This is a genomic window from Microbacterium sp. Root322 (assembly GCF_001425645.1).
In the GTDB taxonomy this organism is placed as follows: Bacteria; Actinomycetota; Actinomycetes; order Actinomycetales; family Microbacteriaceae; genus Microbacterium; species Microbacterium maritypicum.
Genome location: NZ_LMCS01000001.1, coordinates 251,852 through 270,609, shown reverse-complemented (window position 1 = coordinate 270,609; position 18,758 = coordinate 251,852). Strand labels below are relative to the sequence as shown.

General features: G+C 68.4%; 18 protein-coding genes and 1 tRNA gene. 9 read left to right on the top strand and 10 right to left on the bottom strand.

The features are described 5' to 3' along the window. Positions 1-5: 5 nt before the first annotated feature. Genes zwf through pgl form a run of 3 tightly spaced genes read left to right on the top strand, consistent with a single transcriptional unit; the run spans position 6 to position 3,273 of the window. On the top strand, positions 6-1,556 hold the full coding sequence (gene zwf / locus ASC55_RS01305) for a glucose-6-phosphate dehydrogenase (RefSeq protein ID WP_055872408.1): 1,551 nt from the start codon (positions 6-8) through the stop codon (positions 1,554-1,556). Further along, positions 1,553-2,488 carry a glucose-6-phosphate dehydrogenase assembly protein OpcA gene (locus ASC55_RS01300; protein WP_055867726.1) on the top strand — a complete coding sequence of 312 codons (936 nt, stop codon included), beginning with the start codon at positions 1,553-1,555 and terminating at the stop codon, positions 2,486-2,488. Before zwf ends, ASC55_RS01300 begins: the two co-directional genes overlap by 4 nt. 5 nt (positions 2,489-2,493) lie before the next feature. Further along, on the top strand, positions 2,494-3,273 hold the full coding sequence (gene pgl / locus ASC55_RS01295) for a 6-phosphogluconolactonase (RefSeq protein ID WP_055873090.1): 780 nt from the start codon (positions 2,494-2,496) through the stop codon (positions 3,271-3,273). Positions 3,274-3,311: 38 nt separating this feature from the next. Here pgl and ASC55_RS01290 read toward each other — a convergent pair whose 3' ends face one another. Next, positions 3,312-4,406 (bottom strand): DMT family transporter, encoded by a 1,095-nt coding sequence (locus ASC55_RS01290; protein WP_055873086.1) that lies wholly within the window; start codon positions 4,404-4,406, stop codon positions 3,312-3,314. 61 nt (positions 4,407-4,467) lie between these two features. On the opposite strand from ASC55_RS01290, the gene def reads away from it, so the two are divergent. Together def and ASC55_RS01280 are read left to right on the top strand one after the other, a co-directional pair. After that, positions 4,468-5,034 (top strand): peptide deformylase, encoded by a 567-nt coding sequence (gene def / locus ASC55_RS01285; RefSeq protein WP_082524191.1) that lies wholly within the window; start codon positions 4,468-4,470, stop codon positions 5,032-5,034. 129 nt (positions 5,035-5,163) lie between these two features. Then, positions 5,164-5,670, top strand: coding sequence for a septum formation family protein (locus ASC55_RS01280; RefSeq protein WP_235562496.1), 507 nt, complete (start codon positions 5,164-5,166; stop codon positions 5,668-5,670). 61 nt (positions 5,671-5,731) lie between these two features. Here ASC55_RS01280 and ASC55_RS01275 read toward each other — a convergent pair whose 3' ends face one another. Beyond that, positions 5,732-7,150: a PucR family transcriptional regulator gene (locus ASC55_RS01275; protein ID WP_055872407.1), complete on the bottom strand. Its 1,419-nt coding sequence runs from the start codon at positions 7,148-7,150 to the stop codon at positions 5,732-5,734. Positions 7,151-7,264: 114 nt separating this feature from the next. Between ASC55_RS01275 and ASC55_RS01270 the strand changes: the two genes are divergently transcribed. Then, positions 7,265-8,362 carry an alcohol dehydrogenase catalytic domain-containing protein gene (locus ASC55_RS01270; protein ID WP_055867714.1) on the top strand — a complete coding sequence of 366 codons (1,098 nt, stop codon included), beginning with the start codon at positions 7,265-7,267 and terminating at the stop codon, positions 8,360-8,362. Positions 8,363-8,414: 52 nt separating this feature from the next. Next, entirely contained in the window at positions 8,415-9,851 is a 1,437-nt protein-coding gene (locus ASC55_RS01265; protein ID WP_055872406.1) for an APC family permease, read from the top strand. 121 nt (positions 9,852-9,972) lie between these two features. Here the strand turns inward: ASC55_RS01265 and ASC55_RS01260 are convergent. From ASC55_RS01260 to dusB, 5 genes are all read right to left on the bottom strand, one after another. After that, positions 9,973-10,048 (bottom strand) — tRNA-Asn (locus tag ASC55_RS01260). Positions 10,049-10,145: 97 nt separating this feature from the next. Continuing rightward, the gene (locus tag ASC55_RS01255) at positions 10,146-10,919 is read right to left on the bottom strand and encodes an ATP-binding cassette domain-containing protein (protein ID WP_017830385.1); all 774 of its coding nucleotides are present in this window, start codon (positions 10,917-10,919) and stop codon (positions 10,146-10,148) included. A gap of 36 nt (positions 10,920-10,955) precedes the next feature. Beyond that, complete coding sequence (gene dnaG / locus ASC55_RS01250; RefSeq protein ID WP_055867709.1) at positions 10,956-12,815, bottom strand: DNA primase; 1,860 nt, start codon at positions 12,813-12,815, stop codon at positions 10,956-10,958. Then, positions 12,815-14,200: a deoxyguanosinetriphosphate triphosphohydrolase gene (locus tag ASC55_RS01245; protein WP_055867706.1), complete on the bottom strand. Its 1,386-nt coding sequence runs from the start codon at positions 14,198-14,200 to the stop codon at positions 12,815-12,817. Before ASC55_RS01245 ends, dnaG begins: the two co-directional genes overlap by 1 nt. Further along, on the bottom strand, positions 14,190-15,344 hold the full coding sequence (gene dusB, locus ASC55_RS01240; RefSeq protein ID WP_055867704.1) for a tRNA dihydrouridine synthase DusB: 1,155 nt from the start codon (positions 15,342-15,344) through the stop codon (positions 14,190-14,192). The genes ASC55_RS01245 and dusB overlap by 11 nt, the downstream gene beginning before the upstream one ends. Before the next feature lie 60 nt (positions 15,345-15,404). Between dusB and ASC55_RS01235 the strand changes: the two genes are divergently transcribed. Continuing rightward, positions 15,405-15,899: a glutathione peroxidase gene (locus ASC55_RS01235; protein WP_017830381.1), complete on the top strand. Its 495-nt coding sequence runs from the start codon at positions 15,405-15,407 to the stop codon at positions 15,897-15,899. On the opposite strand, the gene ASC55_RS01230 is transcribed toward ASC55_RS01235, so the two are convergent. Next, positions 15,896-16,582, bottom strand: a complete 687-nt coding sequence (locus ASC55_RS01230; protein ID WP_055867703.1) for a DsbA family oxidoreductase — start codon at positions 16,580-16,582, stop codon at positions 15,896-15,898. The genes ASC55_RS01235 and ASC55_RS01230 overlap by 4 nt on opposite strands. Positions 16,583-16,651: 69 nt before the next feature. On the opposite strand from ASC55_RS01230, the gene ASC55_RS01225 reads away from it, so the two are divergent. Then, the gene (locus tag ASC55_RS01225; RefSeq protein WP_055867701.1) at positions 16,652-17,263 is read left to right on the top strand and encodes an AAA family ATPase; all 612 of its coding nucleotides are present in this window, start codon (positions 16,652-16,654) and stop codon (positions 17,261-17,263) included. Here the strand turns inward: ASC55_RS01225 and ASC55_RS01220 are convergent. Together ASC55_RS01220 and recO are read right to left on the bottom strand one after the other, a co-directional pair. Next, complete coding sequence (locus ASC55_RS01220) at positions 17,203-18,006, bottom strand: isoprenyl transferase (protein WP_055872405.1); 804 nt, start codon at positions 18,004-18,006, stop codon at positions 17,203-17,205. The genes ASC55_RS01225 and ASC55_RS01220 overlap by 61 nt on opposite strands. After that, positions 18,003-18,746: a DNA repair protein RecO gene (gene recO, locus ASC55_RS01215; RefSeq protein ID WP_055867697.1), complete on the bottom strand. Its 744-nt coding sequence runs from the start codon at positions 18,744-18,746 to the stop codon at positions 18,003-18,005. The genes ASC55_RS01220 and recO overlap by 4 nt, the downstream gene beginning before the upstream one ends. Positions 18,747-18,758 lie beyond the last annotated feature (12 nt).

Here is an 18,758-nt window from a genome sequence, read left to right as displayed (position 1 = left end):
CACCGATGTCTGTTCCCATCTCGCGCGGGCACAACCCGCTGCGTGACCCCGATGACCGCCGTCTCAACAGGATCGCCGGGCCCAGTGCCCTCGTGATCTTCGGCGTCACCGGAGACCTCTCACGCAAGAAGCTGATGCCCGCGGTCTACGACCTCGCCAACCGCGGACTGCTCCCGCCCGGGTTCGCCCTGGTCGGATTCGCCCGCCGGGACTGGGAGGACCAGGACTTCGCGCAGGTCGTCTACGACGCCGTCAAGGAGCACGCGCGCACACCGTTCCGCGAGGAGACCTGGACCCAGCTGCTGCAGGGCATCCGCTTCGTCTCGGGCGAGTTCGACAATCCGGACTCCTTCCGCAAGCTCCGCGAGACCATCGAGAAGCTCGACGTCGAACGGGGGACGATGGGCAACCACGCGTTCTACCTGTCGATCCCGCCGAAGGACTTCCCGCTGGTGGCGAAGCAGCTCAAGGAGTCCGGTCTCGTCGGCGAGAACAGTGACGACGACGAGCGCTGGCGTCGCGTCGTGATCGAGAAGCCCTTCGGCCATGACCTCGAGTCGGCGCGGGCGCTCAATGCCGCGCTCGAGGTGGCCTTCCCGGCCGACTCGATCTTCCGCATCGACCACTACCTCGGCAAGGAGACGGTCCAGAACATCCTGGCGCTGCGCTTCGCGAACGAGCTGTACGAGCCGATCTGGAACCGCAACTACGTCGACCACGTGCAGATCACGATGGCCGAGGACATCGGCGTCGGCGGACGCGCGGGTTACTACGACGGCATCGGTGCGGCCCGTGACGTGATCCAGAACCACCTGCTGCAGCTGTTGGCTCTCACCGCGATGGAAGAGCCGATCAGCCTCTCGGCTGAGCACTTGCGCGCCGAGAAGGAGAAGGTGCTCGCGGCGGTGCACGTGCCGGACGATCTCTCCCTCGCGACCGCTCGCGGTCAGTACGCGGGCGGGTGGCAGGGTGGCGAGAAGGTCACCGGCTTCCTGGAAGAAGAGGGGATGAACCCCGAGTCGACCACGGAGACGTACGCCGCGATCAAGCTCGAGATCGACACGCGCCGATGGGCGGACGTGCCGTTCTACCTGCGCACGGGCAAGCGTCTCGGACGCCGGGTGACCGAGATCGCCGTCGTCTTCAAGCGTGCGCCTCAGCACCTCTTCGGGCGCGGAAACGCGTCGGAGCTCGGGCAGAACGCCCTCGTCATCCGCGTCCAGCCGGATGAGGGCGTCACGATCCGCTTCGGGTCGAAGGTTCCCGGCAGCGGCACGAACGTGCGCGACGTGACGATGGACTTCGGATACGGTCACGCCTTCACCGAGGCGAGCCCCGAGGCCTACGAGCGTCTGCTCCTCGATGTCCTCCTGGGCGATCCGCCGCTGTTCCCGCGGCACGAGGAGGTCGAGCTCTCCTGGAAGATCCTCGACCCCGTGGAGAAGTACTGGGCAGCCGAAGGCGGCCCGGTCGAGCAGTACGCGCCCGGCTCATGGGGACCGTCATCCGCTGACGACCTGCTGGCCCGCGATGGACGAGTCTGGAGACGCCCGTGATCATCGACCTTCCCGACACCACCGTCAGCCAGGTCGCGAAGCAGCTGGTCAAGGTCCGCGAAGAGGGTGGAGCCGTCGCCCTCGGCCGCGTGCTCACGCTCGTGATCGCTGCGCGCAACGGCGTCGCAGAAGCGGCTATCGACGCCGCGAACGACGCCTCACGAGAGCACCCGATGCGGGTCATCGTCATCACCACAGGTGAGGGCGAGTCACGCCTGGACGCGCAGATCCGCGTCGGTGGAGATGCCGGCGCCAGCGAAGTCGTGGTCCTTCGCGCCTTCGGAGACGCCGCCAGCAACGAGGAGAGCCTGATCACCGGCCTCCTGCTGCCCGATGCTCCCGTGGTCGCCTGGTGGCCGGAGGCGGCCCCCGTGGCGCCTGCGCAGTCACCGCTCGGCAAGATCGCGCAGCGACGCATCACCGATGCCGCCACCGCGAACGACGTCCGCGACCGGCTCGCGCTCCTGGGCGAGACCCACGCCCCCGGCGACACCGATCTGTCGTGGACGCGTCTGACCCACTGGCGCGAGCAGCTCGCCGCTGTGCTCGACCAGCCGCCGTACGAGCAGATCACCGGCGTCGAGGTGCGCGGAGCCGCGGCCTCCCCGTCGACCGCGCTGCTGGCCGCCTGGCTGCAGATGGCGCTCGATGTTCCGGTGCGCTGGTCCTATGAAGACCCCGAGCACTGGGCGGAGGGCATCAAGTCGGTGCGCCTCACACGCGAGTCCGGCGACATCCTTCTGGAGCGCCCGACTCCCGGCGTCGCCGTGCTCACGCAGCCGGGACAGCCGAACCACGACTTGCACCTGCCGCGACGCACTCTGCGCGAGTGCCTCGCAGAGGAGCTGCGTCGACTCGACCCGGACGTCCTGTACGGTCGAGTCATCACCGAGGGCTGGGAGAAGCTGGGTCCGCCCGAGACAGGAGAGTGACGTCGATGACGACATCGTCCGCAGAGAAGCGGGTCGTGGTGGAAGCCACGCCCGCAGCCCTCGCCACCCGAGTGGCCGACCGGTTCCTGACACGGGTGCGCGCGCGCACGCGCAATGGTCGGATCGCGCACATCGCCCTCACGGGCGGTTCGATGGGCGGTGCGGTGCTGCGTGCGGCGTCCGAGCACCCGCGAGCGGCGGAGATCGACTGGTCGCTCGTGCACTTCTGGTGGGGTGACGAGAGATTCGTGCCGCGCGACGACGTCGATCGCAACTCGCTGCAGTCCCGACAGGCTCTCCTCGACCACATCCCTGTGCCCCAGGAGAACGTGCACGAGGTCGCCGGCCCTGACACCGGCTTGACCCTCGACGAGTCCGCGGCGGCGTACGCGGCGGACCTGGCGCGGTTCGGTACCGACGAGCATCCGTGGCCCTCTTTCGCCGTGTGCTTCCTCGGGGTCGGCCCCGACGGGCACATCGCCTCCCTCTTCCCGGATCGGGAGGAGGTCACGGTGACGGATGCCGCAGTCCTCGCCGTCCGCAACTCGCCGAAGCCGCCGCCCGAGCGTGTCACGCTGACCCGCCCGGTAATCAACTCGTCGAAGCGGGTCTGGCTCGTGATGACGGGTGCCGACAAGGCTTCGGCTCTCGGCCTCGCTCTCGCGGGGGCGAGCTACTCGAGCGTACCCGCCGCCGGCGCCAAGGGGCGCAAGCGCACGGTGTTCTTCGTGGACGAAGCCGCGGCCTCCGAGGTCTCGGCCGACCTGATCGATCAGGCCTACTGAGTCGGTGCCGCCACGCGCGGCCGCTCAGTTCGCTGTCGCTAGGGTCGCTCTGACGAACCGTCGTGCCACGGCGGCGTCTGCGGACGTCCCGAGCCGTCCGAGTGCTCCGGAGCACTCGTCGCGGCGGGCTGCGACGAGGAAGCCTCTCCAGGGCCGCCCTGCGAGGATCCGCCTGGTGTGCTGCCTCGCTGGATTCCCAGATCCTGGCTGTCGCTGAGCACCTGAGGGTGATAGCGGGCGAGCCCGACCACGCCCCAGACGGCGATCCCTCCGGCGACGGCGAAGATCACGAGCACCCACCACGGAGCCGCAGAGGCTTCGCCCAGCACGACCATTCCGATGAGCACGGCGACGAGAGGGTCGACGACCGTGAGCCCGGCGATCACGAGGTCGGGCGGACCCGAGCTGTACGCGGTCTGCACGAAGTATGCGCCGACAGCGGCCGCCGAGACGAGGGCGAGCACGCAGATCCCGGTGATCCATTCGAACTGACCGGCCTCGATGCGCTTGATGACGACCTTGGCCAAGGTGGCGACGAACCCGTAGAGGATTCCCGCGCCGATCACGTAGAACAGGGCGCGCATCCGGCGGCGCAGGATCAGCCAGCAGGCGCCGAGGACGATGATGACTACGAGCAGGAGCGCCAGGATCGTGAAGAGCTCACGGTCGGTGACCTCCTGCTCGGTCGCGTAGATCGCCGCGAAGAACACGAAGAGGAAGATGCCACCCACGCAGCACACGATGGCGGTCAGCGACTGCCGCGTCGGCGAGTGGCCGGAGATCCGCGCGTTCAGCAGCGTCGTGATCACGAGGGCGATCGCCCCGAGCGGCTGGACGACGATCAGCGGCGCCTGCACGAGGGCGGCGAGCTGACAGACCACGGCGAGTCCGAGCATCAGCGTGCCGATGAGCCATGACGGACGGGTCAGGAGGCGCTTGAGCTGATCGAGACTCAGGCCCGAGGCGCCGTTGGCACCGCTGAGGCGTTCGACCTTCTCGACGCCGCGGTGCTGGTACTGGGCGCCGAGGGACATGAAGACGGCGCCTGCGAGAGCGAGCGGGATGCCGAGCAGCAGCCCCGGGTTCTGGAACGCGCCGACGAGCTGATCGCCGACGTCCTCGACCGCGTTCATCCACACCCCAGCATTCACAGTACGACCCTACCTGGCGAGTGCCGCCGACTAGGGTTGTGACGTGGCTGTACTTCCGATTCGCATCATGGGCGACCCCGTCCTGCACTCCCCCGCTTCCCCCGTCGACGAGATCACCGACGACGTCCGCGCCCTCGTCGCCGACATGTTCGAGACGATGGACACCGCCCCAGGGGTCGGTCTCGCCGCTCCGCAGGTCGGAGTGCCCCTGCGCATCTACACGTACGCCTATGTCGATGACGACGACCACCCCTGGCGCGGCGTTCTCATCAATCCCACACTCTGGATGGTGCCGCTCGAACCGGGTGAACCCGACCCGGATCTCGAATCCGAGGGTTGCCTCTCGTTCCCCGGCGAGCGGTTCCCGCTGCGCCGGTCGGAGCGCGTCCACGTCACGGCCACCGACCTGGAAGGGCAGCCGGTCTCGATCGATGTCGACGGGTGGCGTGCCCGCATCATGCAGCACGAGTTCGATCACCTCGACGGCATCCTGTACGTCGATCGCCTGTCGGACAGCGACTGGAAGACCGCGCAGAAGATCGCCCGAAAGCGCGGGTGGGGACGCCCCGGCGCGAGTTGGATGCCCGGCGTCGACGACCTCGAAGGCTGAGCGCTCCCAGCCGAACCACAGCATCCTTCGAGTTGCGTCACAGACTCGCCGGGGGTTAGCGTGTTCGCGGCGGGGGCTTTTCGCATGCCTCCGCATCACGCTTCGGAGGGGAAACAGATCATGATGAAGATGCGCACTCGACGCGCCCTGATGCTCGCAGGATCGGCAGTGGCGCTCTCGGTCGCCCTCAGCGGGTGCAGCGCTCTCAACGGCATTCTCGGCGGCGGTTCCGGCGACGCCAACCGCGACGAGGAGAGCGGCCAGGTCACGGAGAGCTCGAACGTCGGCGTCTTCTCGGTGAAGCTGGGCGACTGCATGCTCGACACCGGTTCCGGCACGATGACCGAAGCCAACATCCTCCCCTGCACCGACCCGCACGACCAGGAGGTGTACTACGAGATCACGATGCCGGATGGCGAGTTCTCCGACACCGACATCGACGCGGCGACGCAGGAGTGCATCGGAGACGCGTACACGACGTTCGTGGGCGTGGCCTACCAGGACTCCGCATTCGATGTCACCACGCTCGTTCCCACCAAGGACTCGTGGGAGCGGAACAACGATCGCGTGATCCAGTGCATCGTCTTCGACCCGGCTGGGCAGACCACGGGTTCGCTGGCCGGCGCCGCGCGCTGATCCACCGTCGACGAAGAGGGCCTCGCCATCCGGCGGGGCCCTCTTCGTCGTTCCGAGGGGTTCAGCCGTCCGACGCACGCAGCGCGAGCCAGGCGGCGACGCGATCGTCGGGGTCCGACAGCGACAACCCGATCAGGTCCTCGATCCGTCTGATCCGCGCGGCCAACGTCTGCCGGTGGATCCGCAACCGCGTGGCGCTCTCACCCCAGGCGCTGTTCGTGGAGAGGAAGACGCGCAGGGTCTCGATGAGCTCGGGTTGCTGCTCGACGCCGCGCAATGGATCCAGAAGCCGACCGATCCGCTGCGTCTGGTCCGCATCCAACTGTCCGAGCACGAACGACACCGTCGGGATCGATGCGTAGCGGACGACGCGCTCCCCACCCGCACGAGCCGTCTCGCAGGCCTGTCGGGCCTCGTCGACACTGCGGGCGAGCGCATCCGTCGTGGCCGGGCGCCCGAGTCCGAGATAGAGCGTCGAGGCGAAGGCCTGCGCCCGATGCGCGATCTCCTGCGCATGATCCTCGCGCACGACGCCGCGGATGAGTCCTCGTTGCGCGGCGAAGACATGCTCGGCCCCGAGTTCGTCGAGCCACAGCGCGAGCAGGTGCTCGACGTCCACTCCGCTCGTGCGTGAGGCCAGGGCGAACCCCACGAGGCTCCGCTCGTGCACGCCCCAGCGTCGGAGAAGCCGTGTCGCCTCCTCCCCTCCCTCCAGCACGGTCTCCAGCATCATGGATCGGCCCAGGCGTTCGAGGTGGCTGCTGTCCCGGGTGCGCATCAGGAGATCGAGCAACGCTGCGGCCTGAGAGCTGAGTTCCCTCCCTCGACCGGAGCTGTCGTTGCGCGGCGCGGTGACCAGCTGCGCGGTGATGTCCTGCCCCGGACCGACAGGATGCACCTGAAGCGCGCGGTGGCGCACCCGCACGGGGCGGCCGACAGCGACCGCGATCGCATCGTCGATGTGCAGGCTCCCCGCGCCTGCGGTCGTGATCACCTCTCCGTGGCGGTCGAGGAGCACCGCCCATCCGTCGATCCGGTGCGCGAGTTCGGCGATGACGCCGGTGATCCCGCTGCGTCGAGCGGCGAGGGTGAGCACCCGCATCGCCGAGGTGATCGCTCTCGCCTCGGCCGCCTGGTCGACGGCGAGCAGGGTCGTCAGCGTCGGCATCAGCAGCTCGTGCGACGTGCCCGCTCGGACGATAGCGGTAACGCCGCCCTCCTCGAGCATGCGCCGGACCGCTGGCGTGTCCGCGCCGGTGACCACGACCACGTCCCGGAAGAGGGTGAGCCGGTCCGCATCGTCGGCGAGTTCGTCCCACTGCGCGGCGTCGACGACGACGAGAGTGGCGAACAGGCGGTCGGTCGGAGCGCCGAAGGACTCGAGAGCGACGACCGAGTTCACATGCCGGGCACTCGACACCCCGCCATGCAGCAGCTCGCCTTGGAGGTATCGCGCCACGGAGGCGACATCACGAGCCACACCTTGATCATACAAAGTGTGAACGGGTGGCACCCCATCCACATATTTGTCGGATGCCCGACGGTCAGCACTCTCCTAGCATCGTCGGCATCCCCTCTCCACCCGAAGGATGTCATGAAAGCTGTAGTCTTCCGCGATCCCCAGTCACCGATCGAGTTCGTCGACGTCGACCTCGCACCCCCGCGCGCGGGTGAGGTGCGCGTGCGCATCGCCGCTGCCGGCGTGTGCCACTCCGATCTGCACGTCAAGCGCGGCGAGTGGGATGCCGCCGCTCCCCTGGTCATGGGCCACGAAGGTTCCGGCGTGGTCACCGAACTCGGCGAAGGAGTCACGACCCTCGCTGTCGGCGATCACGTCGTCCTGAGCTGGGTACCGCCGTGCGGTGAGTGCCGCTACTGCCGAGCCGGTCACGAGGCCCGGTGCCAGAAAGTCGCCACGGTCGTCGCTCCCCTCGGAGTGCTGTTCGACGGCACGTCCCGCCTCAGCCGCGACGGTGAACCGCTGCACCACTACCTCGGCGTCTCCTCGTTCGCGGAGGAGGTCGTGGTTCCCGCATCCGGTGCGGTCAAGGTCCGAGACGACGCCCCGCTCGACGTCGTCGCCGTCGTCGGCTGCGCCGTAGCCACCGGCGTCGGCGCGGTGCTCAACACAGCCGCCGTCGAGCCCGGCTCCACCGTCGTCGTCATCGGTTGCGGCGGCGTCGGACTCAACGTCGTCCAGGGCGCACGACTCGCCGGCGCCGAGCGCATCGTCGCGATCGATGTGCGTCCCGAGAAGACCCAGATGGCGCTGCAGTTCGGTGCGACCGACCGTATCGACGCGTCGCAGGGTGACGCCGTCGCCCAGCTGCGCGAGCTCATCCCCGACGGCGTCGACTACGCGTTCGACGCGATCGGTCGCACGTCCACGACCGAGCAGTCGATCCAGATGCTCGGTCTCGGCGGCGCCGCCGTCATCGTCGGGCTTCCTCCCACGGGCGCCCGCGCATCGTTCGAGCCCCTCGTCCTGGCCGAGGCCGATCAGCGCATCCTCGGCTCGAACTACGGCTCCGTGCGCCCCTCGATCGACGTTCCCGCTCTCGTCGACCGATACATGGACGGCCAGCTCAAGATCGATCCCCTGATCTCGGGGCGGCGCCCGCTGTCCGAAGCCGCCGCCGCGCTCGACGACCTCGAGGCCGGATCCGCGCTTCGCACGCTCCTCATCCCCTGACCGCCCTCGGCGGACCCCACCCCCACCCCTGAAACCCGAATCCAGGAGAACCATGTCAGACACCGTCGTCGCCCCGCCTGGCGCACCCAAGGATGCCGGTCTTCGCACCGGCGTCATGAGCGGACCCGAACTCGCCGCCCAGGCCATCGCCAACATCGCCCCCAGCGCCGTCATCGCCTTCACCGCAGCGGCGATCTTCCTCGGTGCGGGTAACGGCACCATCTACGCCTTCGCTCTCGCCACCATCGTCATCCTGTGCGTGGGCTACTGCGTGGTGGTGTTCGCCCGCAAGCACGCCTCGGCCGGGTCCCTCTACACCTACGTCTCGAAGGGACTCGGCCCGTTCGGCGCGTTCCTCGCCGGCGTCACGCTGCTGATCGGCTGCTTCGGCATCGCCGCGGCCTCGCTCAGCGGATCCGTCAGCTACATGGCGCAGTTCCTGAGCATGCTCGGCCTCCCGGCACAGGGACTCGGCTGGGACATCGGTCTCGCCATCGTGCTCGGCGGCCTGGCGACGCTGTTCACCATCCGCGGCATCCGCCTGTCCGCCCGCGTCTCGCTCGTCCTCGAGCTCGTCTCGGTCGGGATCATCCTCGTGCTGCTGATCGCCGCTCTGGTCTGGGCCGGCCCGGCCGCGTGGGACCCCGCGCAGGTGCTCGCCACCGGTTCGTCGTTCCAGGGCGTCGCCTCCGGCATGGTGCTCGGCATCCTCGGCTTCGTGGGCTTCTCCTCGGCCGACGCGCTCGGTCGTGAGGCCAAGGAGCCGTACAAGGCCATCCCCCGCGCGATCATGTGGAGCGCGCTCGGTGTGGGTGTGCTGTACGTCTTCGCCGCGTACACGCAGATCACCGTGCTCGGAGACGATCTGGCCACCTCGTCCAGTCCTCTGGAGAGCATGTCGGCCCTGATCGGCATGCCGGGCTGGTTCGCCGCCGTGCTCACGTTCGGCGTCTCCGCGTCGTTCTTCGCCGTGGTCGTCGCCCCGCTCAACGTGATCGGACGCATCGTCTACGTGATGGGCAAGGAGGGCGTCGTCGCGGAGCGGTTCGGACGCACGCACGAGCAGCATCTGACGCCGCACCGCGTGCTCATCATCGCCGGCGCTGCGGCCGTCGCGGTCGATATCGTGCTGCTGGTCTCGGGCGCCGCGACCGGAGAGATCCTCGTCTGGGTCAACACCTGGGGCACCTACGGCTACATGGTGGCCTACGCCCTCGTCGCGATCGCCTGCGTCGTCTACACGCAGCGGGCGAAGATGCGCAACGGCCTCGTGAAGGCGTGCGCGACCGTCGCCGTCGTCACGATGGGGTACGTGTTCTTCGCGAACGTCTGGCCGGTGCCGGCATTCCCCTACAACGTGATCCCGTACGTGTTCCTGGCGACGGTGGCCCTGGCCCTCACGCGATACGCCTACCTGGCGCGTCGTCGCCCCGATGTCATCGCCCGCATCGGCAACACCGAGACGAGTGCGATGGACGGCGTCGGCTGATCCTCTCTCGCCACCGTGCAGAAGAGCCCCTTCCATCGAAGGGGCTCTTCTGCGTCCAGCCCATTGCTCGACTTCACGGGGAAACGAGAGAAGCCCCCTCCGTGGAGGGGGCTTCTCTCGTTGGCTCCCCGGCTTGGACTCGAACCAAGAACCTGCCGGTTAACAGCCGGCTGCTCTGCCAATTGAGCTACCGAGGAATGTGCACCGCTGAGCGGGCAACTCGACAAGCTTAGCAAACTCCGGGAGGTGTTCACGACACCGAGGCGCCGTTCGGGGATGCCGGGCGTGTCGGACTCAGTGCCGTGAATCCGACTCCGCGTTCGGCACCCAGAGCAGATCCTTGCCCACGCCACGGGCGACCACGTGCCCACTGCGGAGCATCAAAGTCTCGGCATTCAGCTCGCGGATGAAGTCGGCGTCGTTGGTCACCAGGAGAGCGGCCATCGACTGCTCCTTGCGGCGACGGGTGATCGCATCGAAGACGACCGGCCGCACCTCGAGGTCGAGGTTCGCGAGCACCTCGTCGGCGATGAGCACCTTCGGCTCCAAGACGAACGACCGGGCGATCGCCACACGCTGACGCATACCTGCGCTGAGCTCATAGGGGAACTTCGCCGCCGTGCCGAGGGGCAGGTGCAGCTCGTCCAACAGCGTCGCCACACGGATCGAGAGCGCCTTCGTGTTCACCCGACGCTCGCGGATGAGGATCGGCTCCGCGATCACCTCGTTCACGGTGAGCCGCGGCGGCAGGTCGGCGCCCGCACCCTGCGGTACGAATCCGGTGCGATAAGTGAGGATCCGGTGCTTGCGGCCAGGCCGGCGCACATCGACGCCGCACACCTGGGCCCTCCCTCCGACGACCTTGACCGAGGGATCGGTGGAGCCGGCGAGGGCGGCGACCAGCGTCGACTTGCCGGAGCCGGTGGGCCCAGCGACGCAGATCAGACCGCCGGGCGCGAGCGAGAAGGTGACGCCGTCGACGGCACGCGTCGGCATCCCGTGGCCGATGCGGTCGATCACCAGATCAGAGCAATCGATCGCGTTCGTGGATTCGGGCCTGCGGGACATGACTCCATCCTGCCCTCTGCGCGATGCCGGTCGGGGTTACGACTCGGCGAAGCGCTGACGCTCCGCATCGATGTCGCGCAACCGCATCCGCAGCGCGCGGCCTCCGTCGGAATCCGCGGGCACTCGCTGCACCGCACCGAGGAGCTCCTGCTTCTCGCGCTCGAGCTGACGGAGCACGAGTCGACGGGTGAGGTCGGCCACGGTGGCGACGGCTCGCTCTTCGTCGCGGGCGGGGAACGGCGTCATCAACAGCTCGCCCGCGAGCGAACGATAGGGCTCACGCACGCTGTTCACCGCCTCGGTCACCCACCCGGCCCTGGTGCGGTCGGGGGCGGCGGCGACGGCCTCGCGCACGGCGTCGAGACCGGGGGTCCGGAACGGCGCCTCCAACGCCCTGTTGAGGAGGGCCTGATCGACCTGATGGCCGTACTGCAGGGCGCCCATCAGCGCGTCGCGTTCGACGGCGACGTCGGGACTGCGCGGCAGGCTCGACAGAGTGACCGGAGCGACGACGGGAGCGCCCGTCACCGCATCCGTCAGCGGAGCCTCCCGACGCACCTGCTGCGGAGTCGACGCGCCGCGTGCCGCGCGTTCGACCTCGCTGCGCACCTCCGTGGGATCCATCCCGAGCCGGCGCGCCAGCACCCGCTCGTATCCCGGGCGAAGAAGCTGGTCGCGGATCTCGGCCACGATGGGCGCGGCCGCACGCAGCGCGCCGACCCGCCCCTCGACGGTGGAGAGGTCGAAGCCGCCGAGCTTGCGGTCGATCGCGAACTCGAACATCGGCTGCTTCGCGTCCATCAGCCCGCGCACGGCCGCATCTCCGCGCTGGAGTCGCAGGTCGCACGGATCCATGCCGTCAGGGGCGACGGCGACGAAAGTCTGCGCGTTGAACCTGTCGTCCTCCGTGAATGCACGCAGGGCCGCCTTCTGTCCCGCCTCGTCTCCGTCGAAGGTGAAGACGACCTCGCCCGAGGCGTTGTCGTCGCCCATCACCCGGCGCAGCACCTTGATGTGCTCGGTGCCGAACGCCGTGCCGCAGGTGGCGATCGCGGTCGTGAGACCCGCGAGGTGGCAGGCCATCACATCGGTGTACCCCTCGACCACGACGACACGGCGAGGATCCCCGCGAGCGATGTCGCGCTTGGCGAGGTCGAGCCCGTAGAGCACCTGCGCCTTCTTGTAGATCGGCGTCTCGGGGGTGTTCAGGTACTTCGGCCCCTGGTCGTCGTCGAACAGTTTGCGCGCGCCGAAACCGATGGTCTGTCCCGACACGTCCCGGATCGGCCACACCAGCCGCCCGCGGAAGCGGTCGTACACGCCGCGCTGTCCTGTCGAGACGAGACCCGCGTTGCTGAGTTCCTCGCGCGTGAATCCCTGCGCGGTGAGGGCCTTGAGCATCCCGTCCCACCCGCGCGGGGCGAAACCGACGCCGAAATGCGCGGCAGCACCCGCATCGAACCCGCGCTCGCCCAGGAAGCGACGCCCGGCCTCGGCATCGGGGGTGAGCAGTTGCGCGCGGAAGAACTCCGCCGCCGCGGTGTTGGCAGCGTACAGACGGCTGCGACCGCTGGTCTCGGGAGCCGCTCCCCCGTCTTCGTAATGCAGCGTGTATCCGATGCGCCCGGCGAGACGCTCCACGGCCTCGGTGAAGCTGACGTGGTCCATCTCCCGCAGGAACGAGTAGACGTCGCCGGATTCCCCGCAGCCGAAGCAGTGGTAGTACCCCACCTGCTGGCGCACATGGAAGCTCGGGCTCTTCTCGTCGTGGAAGGGACACAGTCCCTTGAGGGATCCGACCCCGGCCGATCTGAGAGCCACACGCTCACCGATGATGTCGGCGATGTTCGTCCGCGCCTTCACCTCGTCGACGTCGGCCTGCAGGATCCGCGGCATCAGTGCGCCCCTTCGACCACGGGCAGCCGCTCGGCGTGCGCCTGCGCGCCCGGACGGGGGTGACGCGGAGTCCAGATCCCGACCTCGGCCGGATCGATCTCGCCGACGAGCCGGTTGTGCCAATCGATCGCGCTCTGGTCGGTGAGGCTCGCGATCTGATCCACCACGACCCTGGCGCGCTCGGCGTCGTTCTGCGCGGCGACGAAGTCGGCCGCGAATGCAGGCTCGAGCACATCGGAGCCCGCGGACCACAGCGCGTCGGTCGACCAGAGGGCGTCGGCGAGCCGCTTGAGCACGCGTCGCTGCTCCTTGTAGACGCCCTTGCGGGCTTCGATCGTGACGATCGCCTGGCCCATGATGCCCTTGAGGACCGCGATCTCCACCTCGATCACGCGTGGCACGACGACGTGGGCGTTGTAGCGCACCAGGGCGGTCGAGCCGTACGCCTCCTTCGTGGCGGAGACCGAGGCACGGGCGAAACGTCCGATCAGGTCGCTCGTCAGGTTCTTGAGTCGTGCGAGTGCCTGACGGGAGCGGTCGAACGACGACAGCCACATCGGCTGCGATGCCAGGCGGTACAGAGCATCGGCGAGCTCGTCGCGCGTGAAGTCGTAGCCCACCCACTGCTGGATGCGTCCGACGAGGGCATCGTGCTGGCGCGGATCGGCGAGCTGAGCGACGTCGACGTAGCCGTTGACGATCGCATCCTCGAAGTCGTGGACCGAGTAGGCGATGTCGTCGGAGAGGTCCATGATCTCGGCCTCGATGCAGCGCAGACGCCCCGGCGCCCCCTCGCGCATCCAGCGGAAGACCGCCTCGTCTTCGGGGTAGACGCCGAACTTCAGGCGACCACCCGGGTCCGGAACCGGGCTGTCGACCGTCCACGGGTACTTGCACGTGGCGTCGAGACTGGCGCGGGTGAGGTTCAGTCCGACCGAGCGGTCATCGTCGTCGAGGACCTTCGCCTCGAGTCGGGAGAGGATGCGCAAGGACTGCGCGTTCCCCTCGAACCCTCCGATGGGCTCGGCCCATTCGTTGAGCGCCCGCTCGCCGTTGTGGCCGAAGGGAGGGTGGCCCAGGTCGTGGCTGAGGCACGCGGTGTCGACGACATCGGCCGAGACGCCGAGGGCGACCGCGAGCTCACGCCCGACCTGTGCGACCTCCAGGGAGTGCGTCAGGCGGTTGCGCGCGAAGTCGGCTGTGCTGGCGGGGCTGAGCACCTGCGTCTTCGCGGCGAGCCGGCGCAGCGCTGCGGAATGCAGCACCCGCGCGCGGTCGCGGGCGAAGTCGTTGCGCTCGGAACGGTGGGTCTCAGCGAAGAAGCGCTCGGCGTCGCGCGCGTCATAGCCGTCGGCACGCAGGCCGACCTGGGGATCAACCACCACTGTTCTCGATCTCCGCTCCACGCATCATCTCGGAGGCCGACGACGCGAGCTCCCGAGACTCCAACCACTTGTCGGGCAGCGCCGTGCGCTTGGGGTGACCTGACCGACCGCGCTGGCCCTCGGCATCCGCGCCCGGGTACGGCGCGGTGTGGTCGAGGCGCCCGAGGAAGTCGTCGATCTCCGCGAGGCTGGACGCGGTGGCGAGCCCCGTGCGGATGTCGCCGCCGACCGGATACCCCTTGAAGTACCAGGACACGTGCTTGCGCACATCGCGGCACCCGCGGTCCTCATCCTCGAAGAACTCGACGAGAAGCTCTGCGTGACGCCGGAAGGCGTTCGCGACGAATCCGAGCGTGGCATCGACGGTCTTGCCCTCGCCGCCGAAAGCCGTCGCCAGCTCGCCGAACAGCCACGGGCGTCCGAGGCAGCCGCGTCCGACCACGACGCCGTCGCAGTCGGTCTGGGCCATCATGCGCACCGCGTCGTCGGCCGACCAGATGTCGCCGTTGCCCAGCACAGGAATGCTCGTGACGGCCTGCTTGAGCTCGCCGATGGCATTCCAGTCGGCGAAGCCGGAGTAGAACTCGCTCGCGGTGCGGGCGTGGAGGGCGACCGCAGCCGCACCGGCATCTTCGGCCGCGCGCCCGGCGTCGAGGAACGTCAGGTGATCGCGGTCGATGCCCTTGCGCATCTTCACCGTGAGCGGCACGTCACCTGCGGCCTTGACGGCCTGGTCGACGATGTCGGCGAACAGCTTCGATTTCCAGGGCAGCGCCGCTCCCCCGCCGCGGCGGGTGACCTTCGGCACCGGGCACCCGAAGTTGAGGTCGATGTGGTCAGCGTGATCCTCGGCCACGATGATGCGCACCGCCTCGGCGATGGTCTTCGGGTCGACGCCGTAGAGCTGGATCGACCGCGGCGTCTCCGACTCGTGATGGCGGATCAGCCGCATCGTGGTCTCGTTGCGCTCGACCAGGGCACGCGAGGTGATCATCTCGCTCACATAGAGCCCGGCGCCGTACTCACGGCACAGACGCCGGAAGGCGGTGTTGGTGATCCCCGCCATGGGGGCGAGGACGACCGGCACGTCGAGATCGATCGGACCGATGCGAAGGGGGCGGGCGGGGGCGGTGGCGAGAGTCATGTCCCCTCCATTCTCCCAGACGCAGAGCCACGAGGGATGCTGCGATCTAAGCTGTGAAGTATGACCGATTCCGCGCTCCGCACGATCCCGTTCACCGACGCGAAGGGCGAGGAGAAGACCCTCGACGATCTCGGCGCCGACGTGGTGCTGGTCGTGAACGTCGCCTCCAAGTGCGGCCTCACGCCCCAGTACGAGCAGCTCGAGGAGCTGCAGCGTCTGTACGGCGACCGCGGGTTCACGGTCGTCGGCTTCCCGTGCAACCAGTTCTTCGGCCAGGAGCCCGGCTCGGTGGACGACATCCTCGAGTTCTGCTCGACGACCTACGGCGTCACGTTCCCGGTCAACGACAAGGTCAAGGTGAACGGGAAGAACGCCGCGGAGCTCTACAAGGCGCTCAAGGAGACCCCGGACGCCGGTGGCAAGGCCGGCCGGGTGGAGTGGAACTTCGAGAAGTTCCTCGTGCTGCCGGACGGGGACGTCCTGCGCTTCCGCCCGAAGCAGAAGCCGGACGCCCCCGAGATCGTCAGCGCGATCGAAGCGGCTCTGACCCGCTAGACCGCTGCGGTCTCCGTCTCGCTCTCTCCGCGCTTCGACCAGAGGTCGCGAAGGACGTTCTCGAATGCGGCGGGCGGCTGGGCGCCGCTGATGCCGTACTGGCCGTCGACGACGAAGAACGGCACGCCCTGGATGCCGTAGGCGCGAGCCTGAGCCTGGTCCTGGCGAACGGCCGGAAGGAACTCTTCGCTCTCGAGCGCCGCACGTGCTCGATCGGCGTCGAGGCCGACCTCGACCGCGAGGTCGACGAGGTCGTCGATGCGCCCGACGTGCTTGCCCTCGGTGAAGTAGGCGGACATGAGCCGCTCCTCCATCTCGTGCTGACGCCCCTCGGCCTTCGCGAAGTGCAGCAGCTCGTGTGCCTTCACTGTGTTGGTGTGCTGCAGCAGATCGAAGCGGTACTCGAGCCCCGCGTTCGCGGCCACGCCGGTCACGTTCGACAGCATCTGCTCGACCTGCTCGCGCGGCATGCCCTTGTGCCCGGCGAGGAAGTCGACCTCGTCACCGTCGAAGTCGACGGGAGTGTCGGGCGAGAGCTCGAACGAATGGAAGGTGATGTTGACCTGCGGCGCATCCTCATCGGCCGCGACCGCTTCGAGACCCTTCTCGAGGTTGCGCTTGCCGATGTAGCACCAGGGGCAGGCGATGTCGGACCAGATGTCGATGGAGATGGGTTCAGTCACACTTTCATCCAACCGCATGCGCCTATGAGCTATTCCTCGGCGCCGCGCCAAGGTGGGTAGGATTCTCGGATGCTCTGCGCCGACGATCCGCTCCCGTTCACCCCGGAGCGGGTGCTGGTGGCCGGCGTCTCCGGATCGGGGAAGACCACGTTGTCTGGTCGCATCGGCGCACTGTGGGGACTGCGCCACATCGAGATCGACGGCCTGTTCCACGGGGCGAACTGGACTCCGAGGCCCGAGTTCCTCGACGACGTGCGCGCCTTCGCCGCCGAGGATCGATGGGTCACCGAATGGCAGTACACGAGCAAGGGCACCGACGCGATCCTCGCACCGCGCGCCCAGCTCGCGCTCTGGCTCGACTACCCCTACCGTGTGGTGCGCGGCCGTCTGATGCGGCGCACCCTGGCCCGAGGCATCCTGCGGCGAGAGCTCTGGAACGGCAACCGCGAGAAGGGACCGTGGAACCTCCTCAACCGCGATCCCGAGGAGAACATCCTGGCGTGGCAGAGGGCGACACTGCACAAATGGCACGAGCGGTTCCCGGAGATGCAGGAGCGCTTCCCGCACCTCACCGTCGTGCGGCTACGGCATCCGCGGGAGACGGAGCGATGGCTGCGGTCTCAGGCCGACGCGTCAGGAGTGTCGATCGCGCCGCCGAAGCGGCGGTCCCGGGCGAGGTAGACGCCGATCGCCCGCCACAGTTCCTCACGTGAGAAGTCGGGCCAGAGCGTGTCGAGGAACACCATCTCGGCGTATGCGGACTCCCACAGCAGGAAGTTCGAGGTGCGCTGCTCCCCCGAGCTGCGCAGGAACAGATCGACGTCCGGCATGTCGGGCACGTAGAGGTTCCGACGGATCATCTTCTCGCTGATCGCCTTGGGCTTCACGCGCCCGGCGGCGACGTCTTCGGCGATGGCCCGCATCGCATCGACGAGCTCGACCCTGCCGCCGTAGTTCACGCACATCGTGAGGGTGAGCACGTCGTTGTCGCGGGTCAGCTGCTCGGCGTACTGCAGCTCCTTGATGACGCTCCCCCACAGCCGGGGCTTGCGGCCGGCCCAGCGGATGCGCACGCCCCATTCGTTGAGCTGGTCACGACGGCGATGCAGCACATCGCGGTTGTAGCCCATGAGGAAGCGGACCTCTTCCGGAGAGCGCGCCCAGTTCTCGGTGGAGAAGGCATAGACCGAGAGGTGCTTCACCCCCGCCTGTATCGCGCCGGCGACTACGTCGAGCAGCACCTCCTCGCCCGCTTTGTGTCCTTCGATGCGAGTGAGTCCCTGGCGGTTGGCCCAGCGTCCGTTCCCGTCCATCACGATCGCGACGTGCGCGGGTACGGCGCGGAACGCGGGCGGATGCACGCCCGTCCAGTCCAGCGGGCGATAGGCCACGGCGTCTTTGTGCGTGTACGGCTTCGGGCTCATCGTTCTCCTCCTGAAGTGATGTCGGACACGTGGGCGAGCGAGCGGATGCCGCGCTCCAGGTGCCATTGGGCGTAGGCGGAGACGAGTCCGGACGCAGCGGCGGTGTCGGCGTGTGGAGCGGCGTCGATCACGTCCCACTCCCCCGCGATGAGCGATCGGAGCAGGCCCAGTGTCTTCTCGGCGACGCGTGGGCTGCCGGCGGGGGCGCAGTTCTGGCACACCACGCCGCCCAGCTGCGCGACGAACCGCGAGTGCGGCCCTGGTGTGCCGCACCGTGCGCACTCGTCGAGCGAGGGCGCCCACCCGGACAGCGACATGACCCGCAGGAGGTACGAATCGAGGATGCTCCGGGCGACGTGCTCACCGCGCGACAGCGCCCGCAGTCCACCCACGAGGAGCAGGTACTGATCGGGAGTCGCCTCCGCGTCGCTCAGGCGGTCGGCGGTCTCGACCATGGCGTTCGCCGCGGTGAAGCGGTCGTAGTGCGCGGCGATGTCCGTTCCGTAGGAGCCGAGCGACTCGGCCTGCTGCACGATATCGAGGGAGCGACCCTGGTAGAGCTGCACGTCGGCCACCATGAACGGCTCGAGCCTGGCACCGAATTTCGACGACGTCCGGCGCACGCCCTTGGCCACCGCCCTGACCTTGCCGTGGCGTCGCGACAGCATCGTGACGATGCGATCCGCCTCACCGAGTTTGTGGGTGCGCAGGATCACCGCTTCGTCTCGATAGGTGGGCACCCTTCGATTATC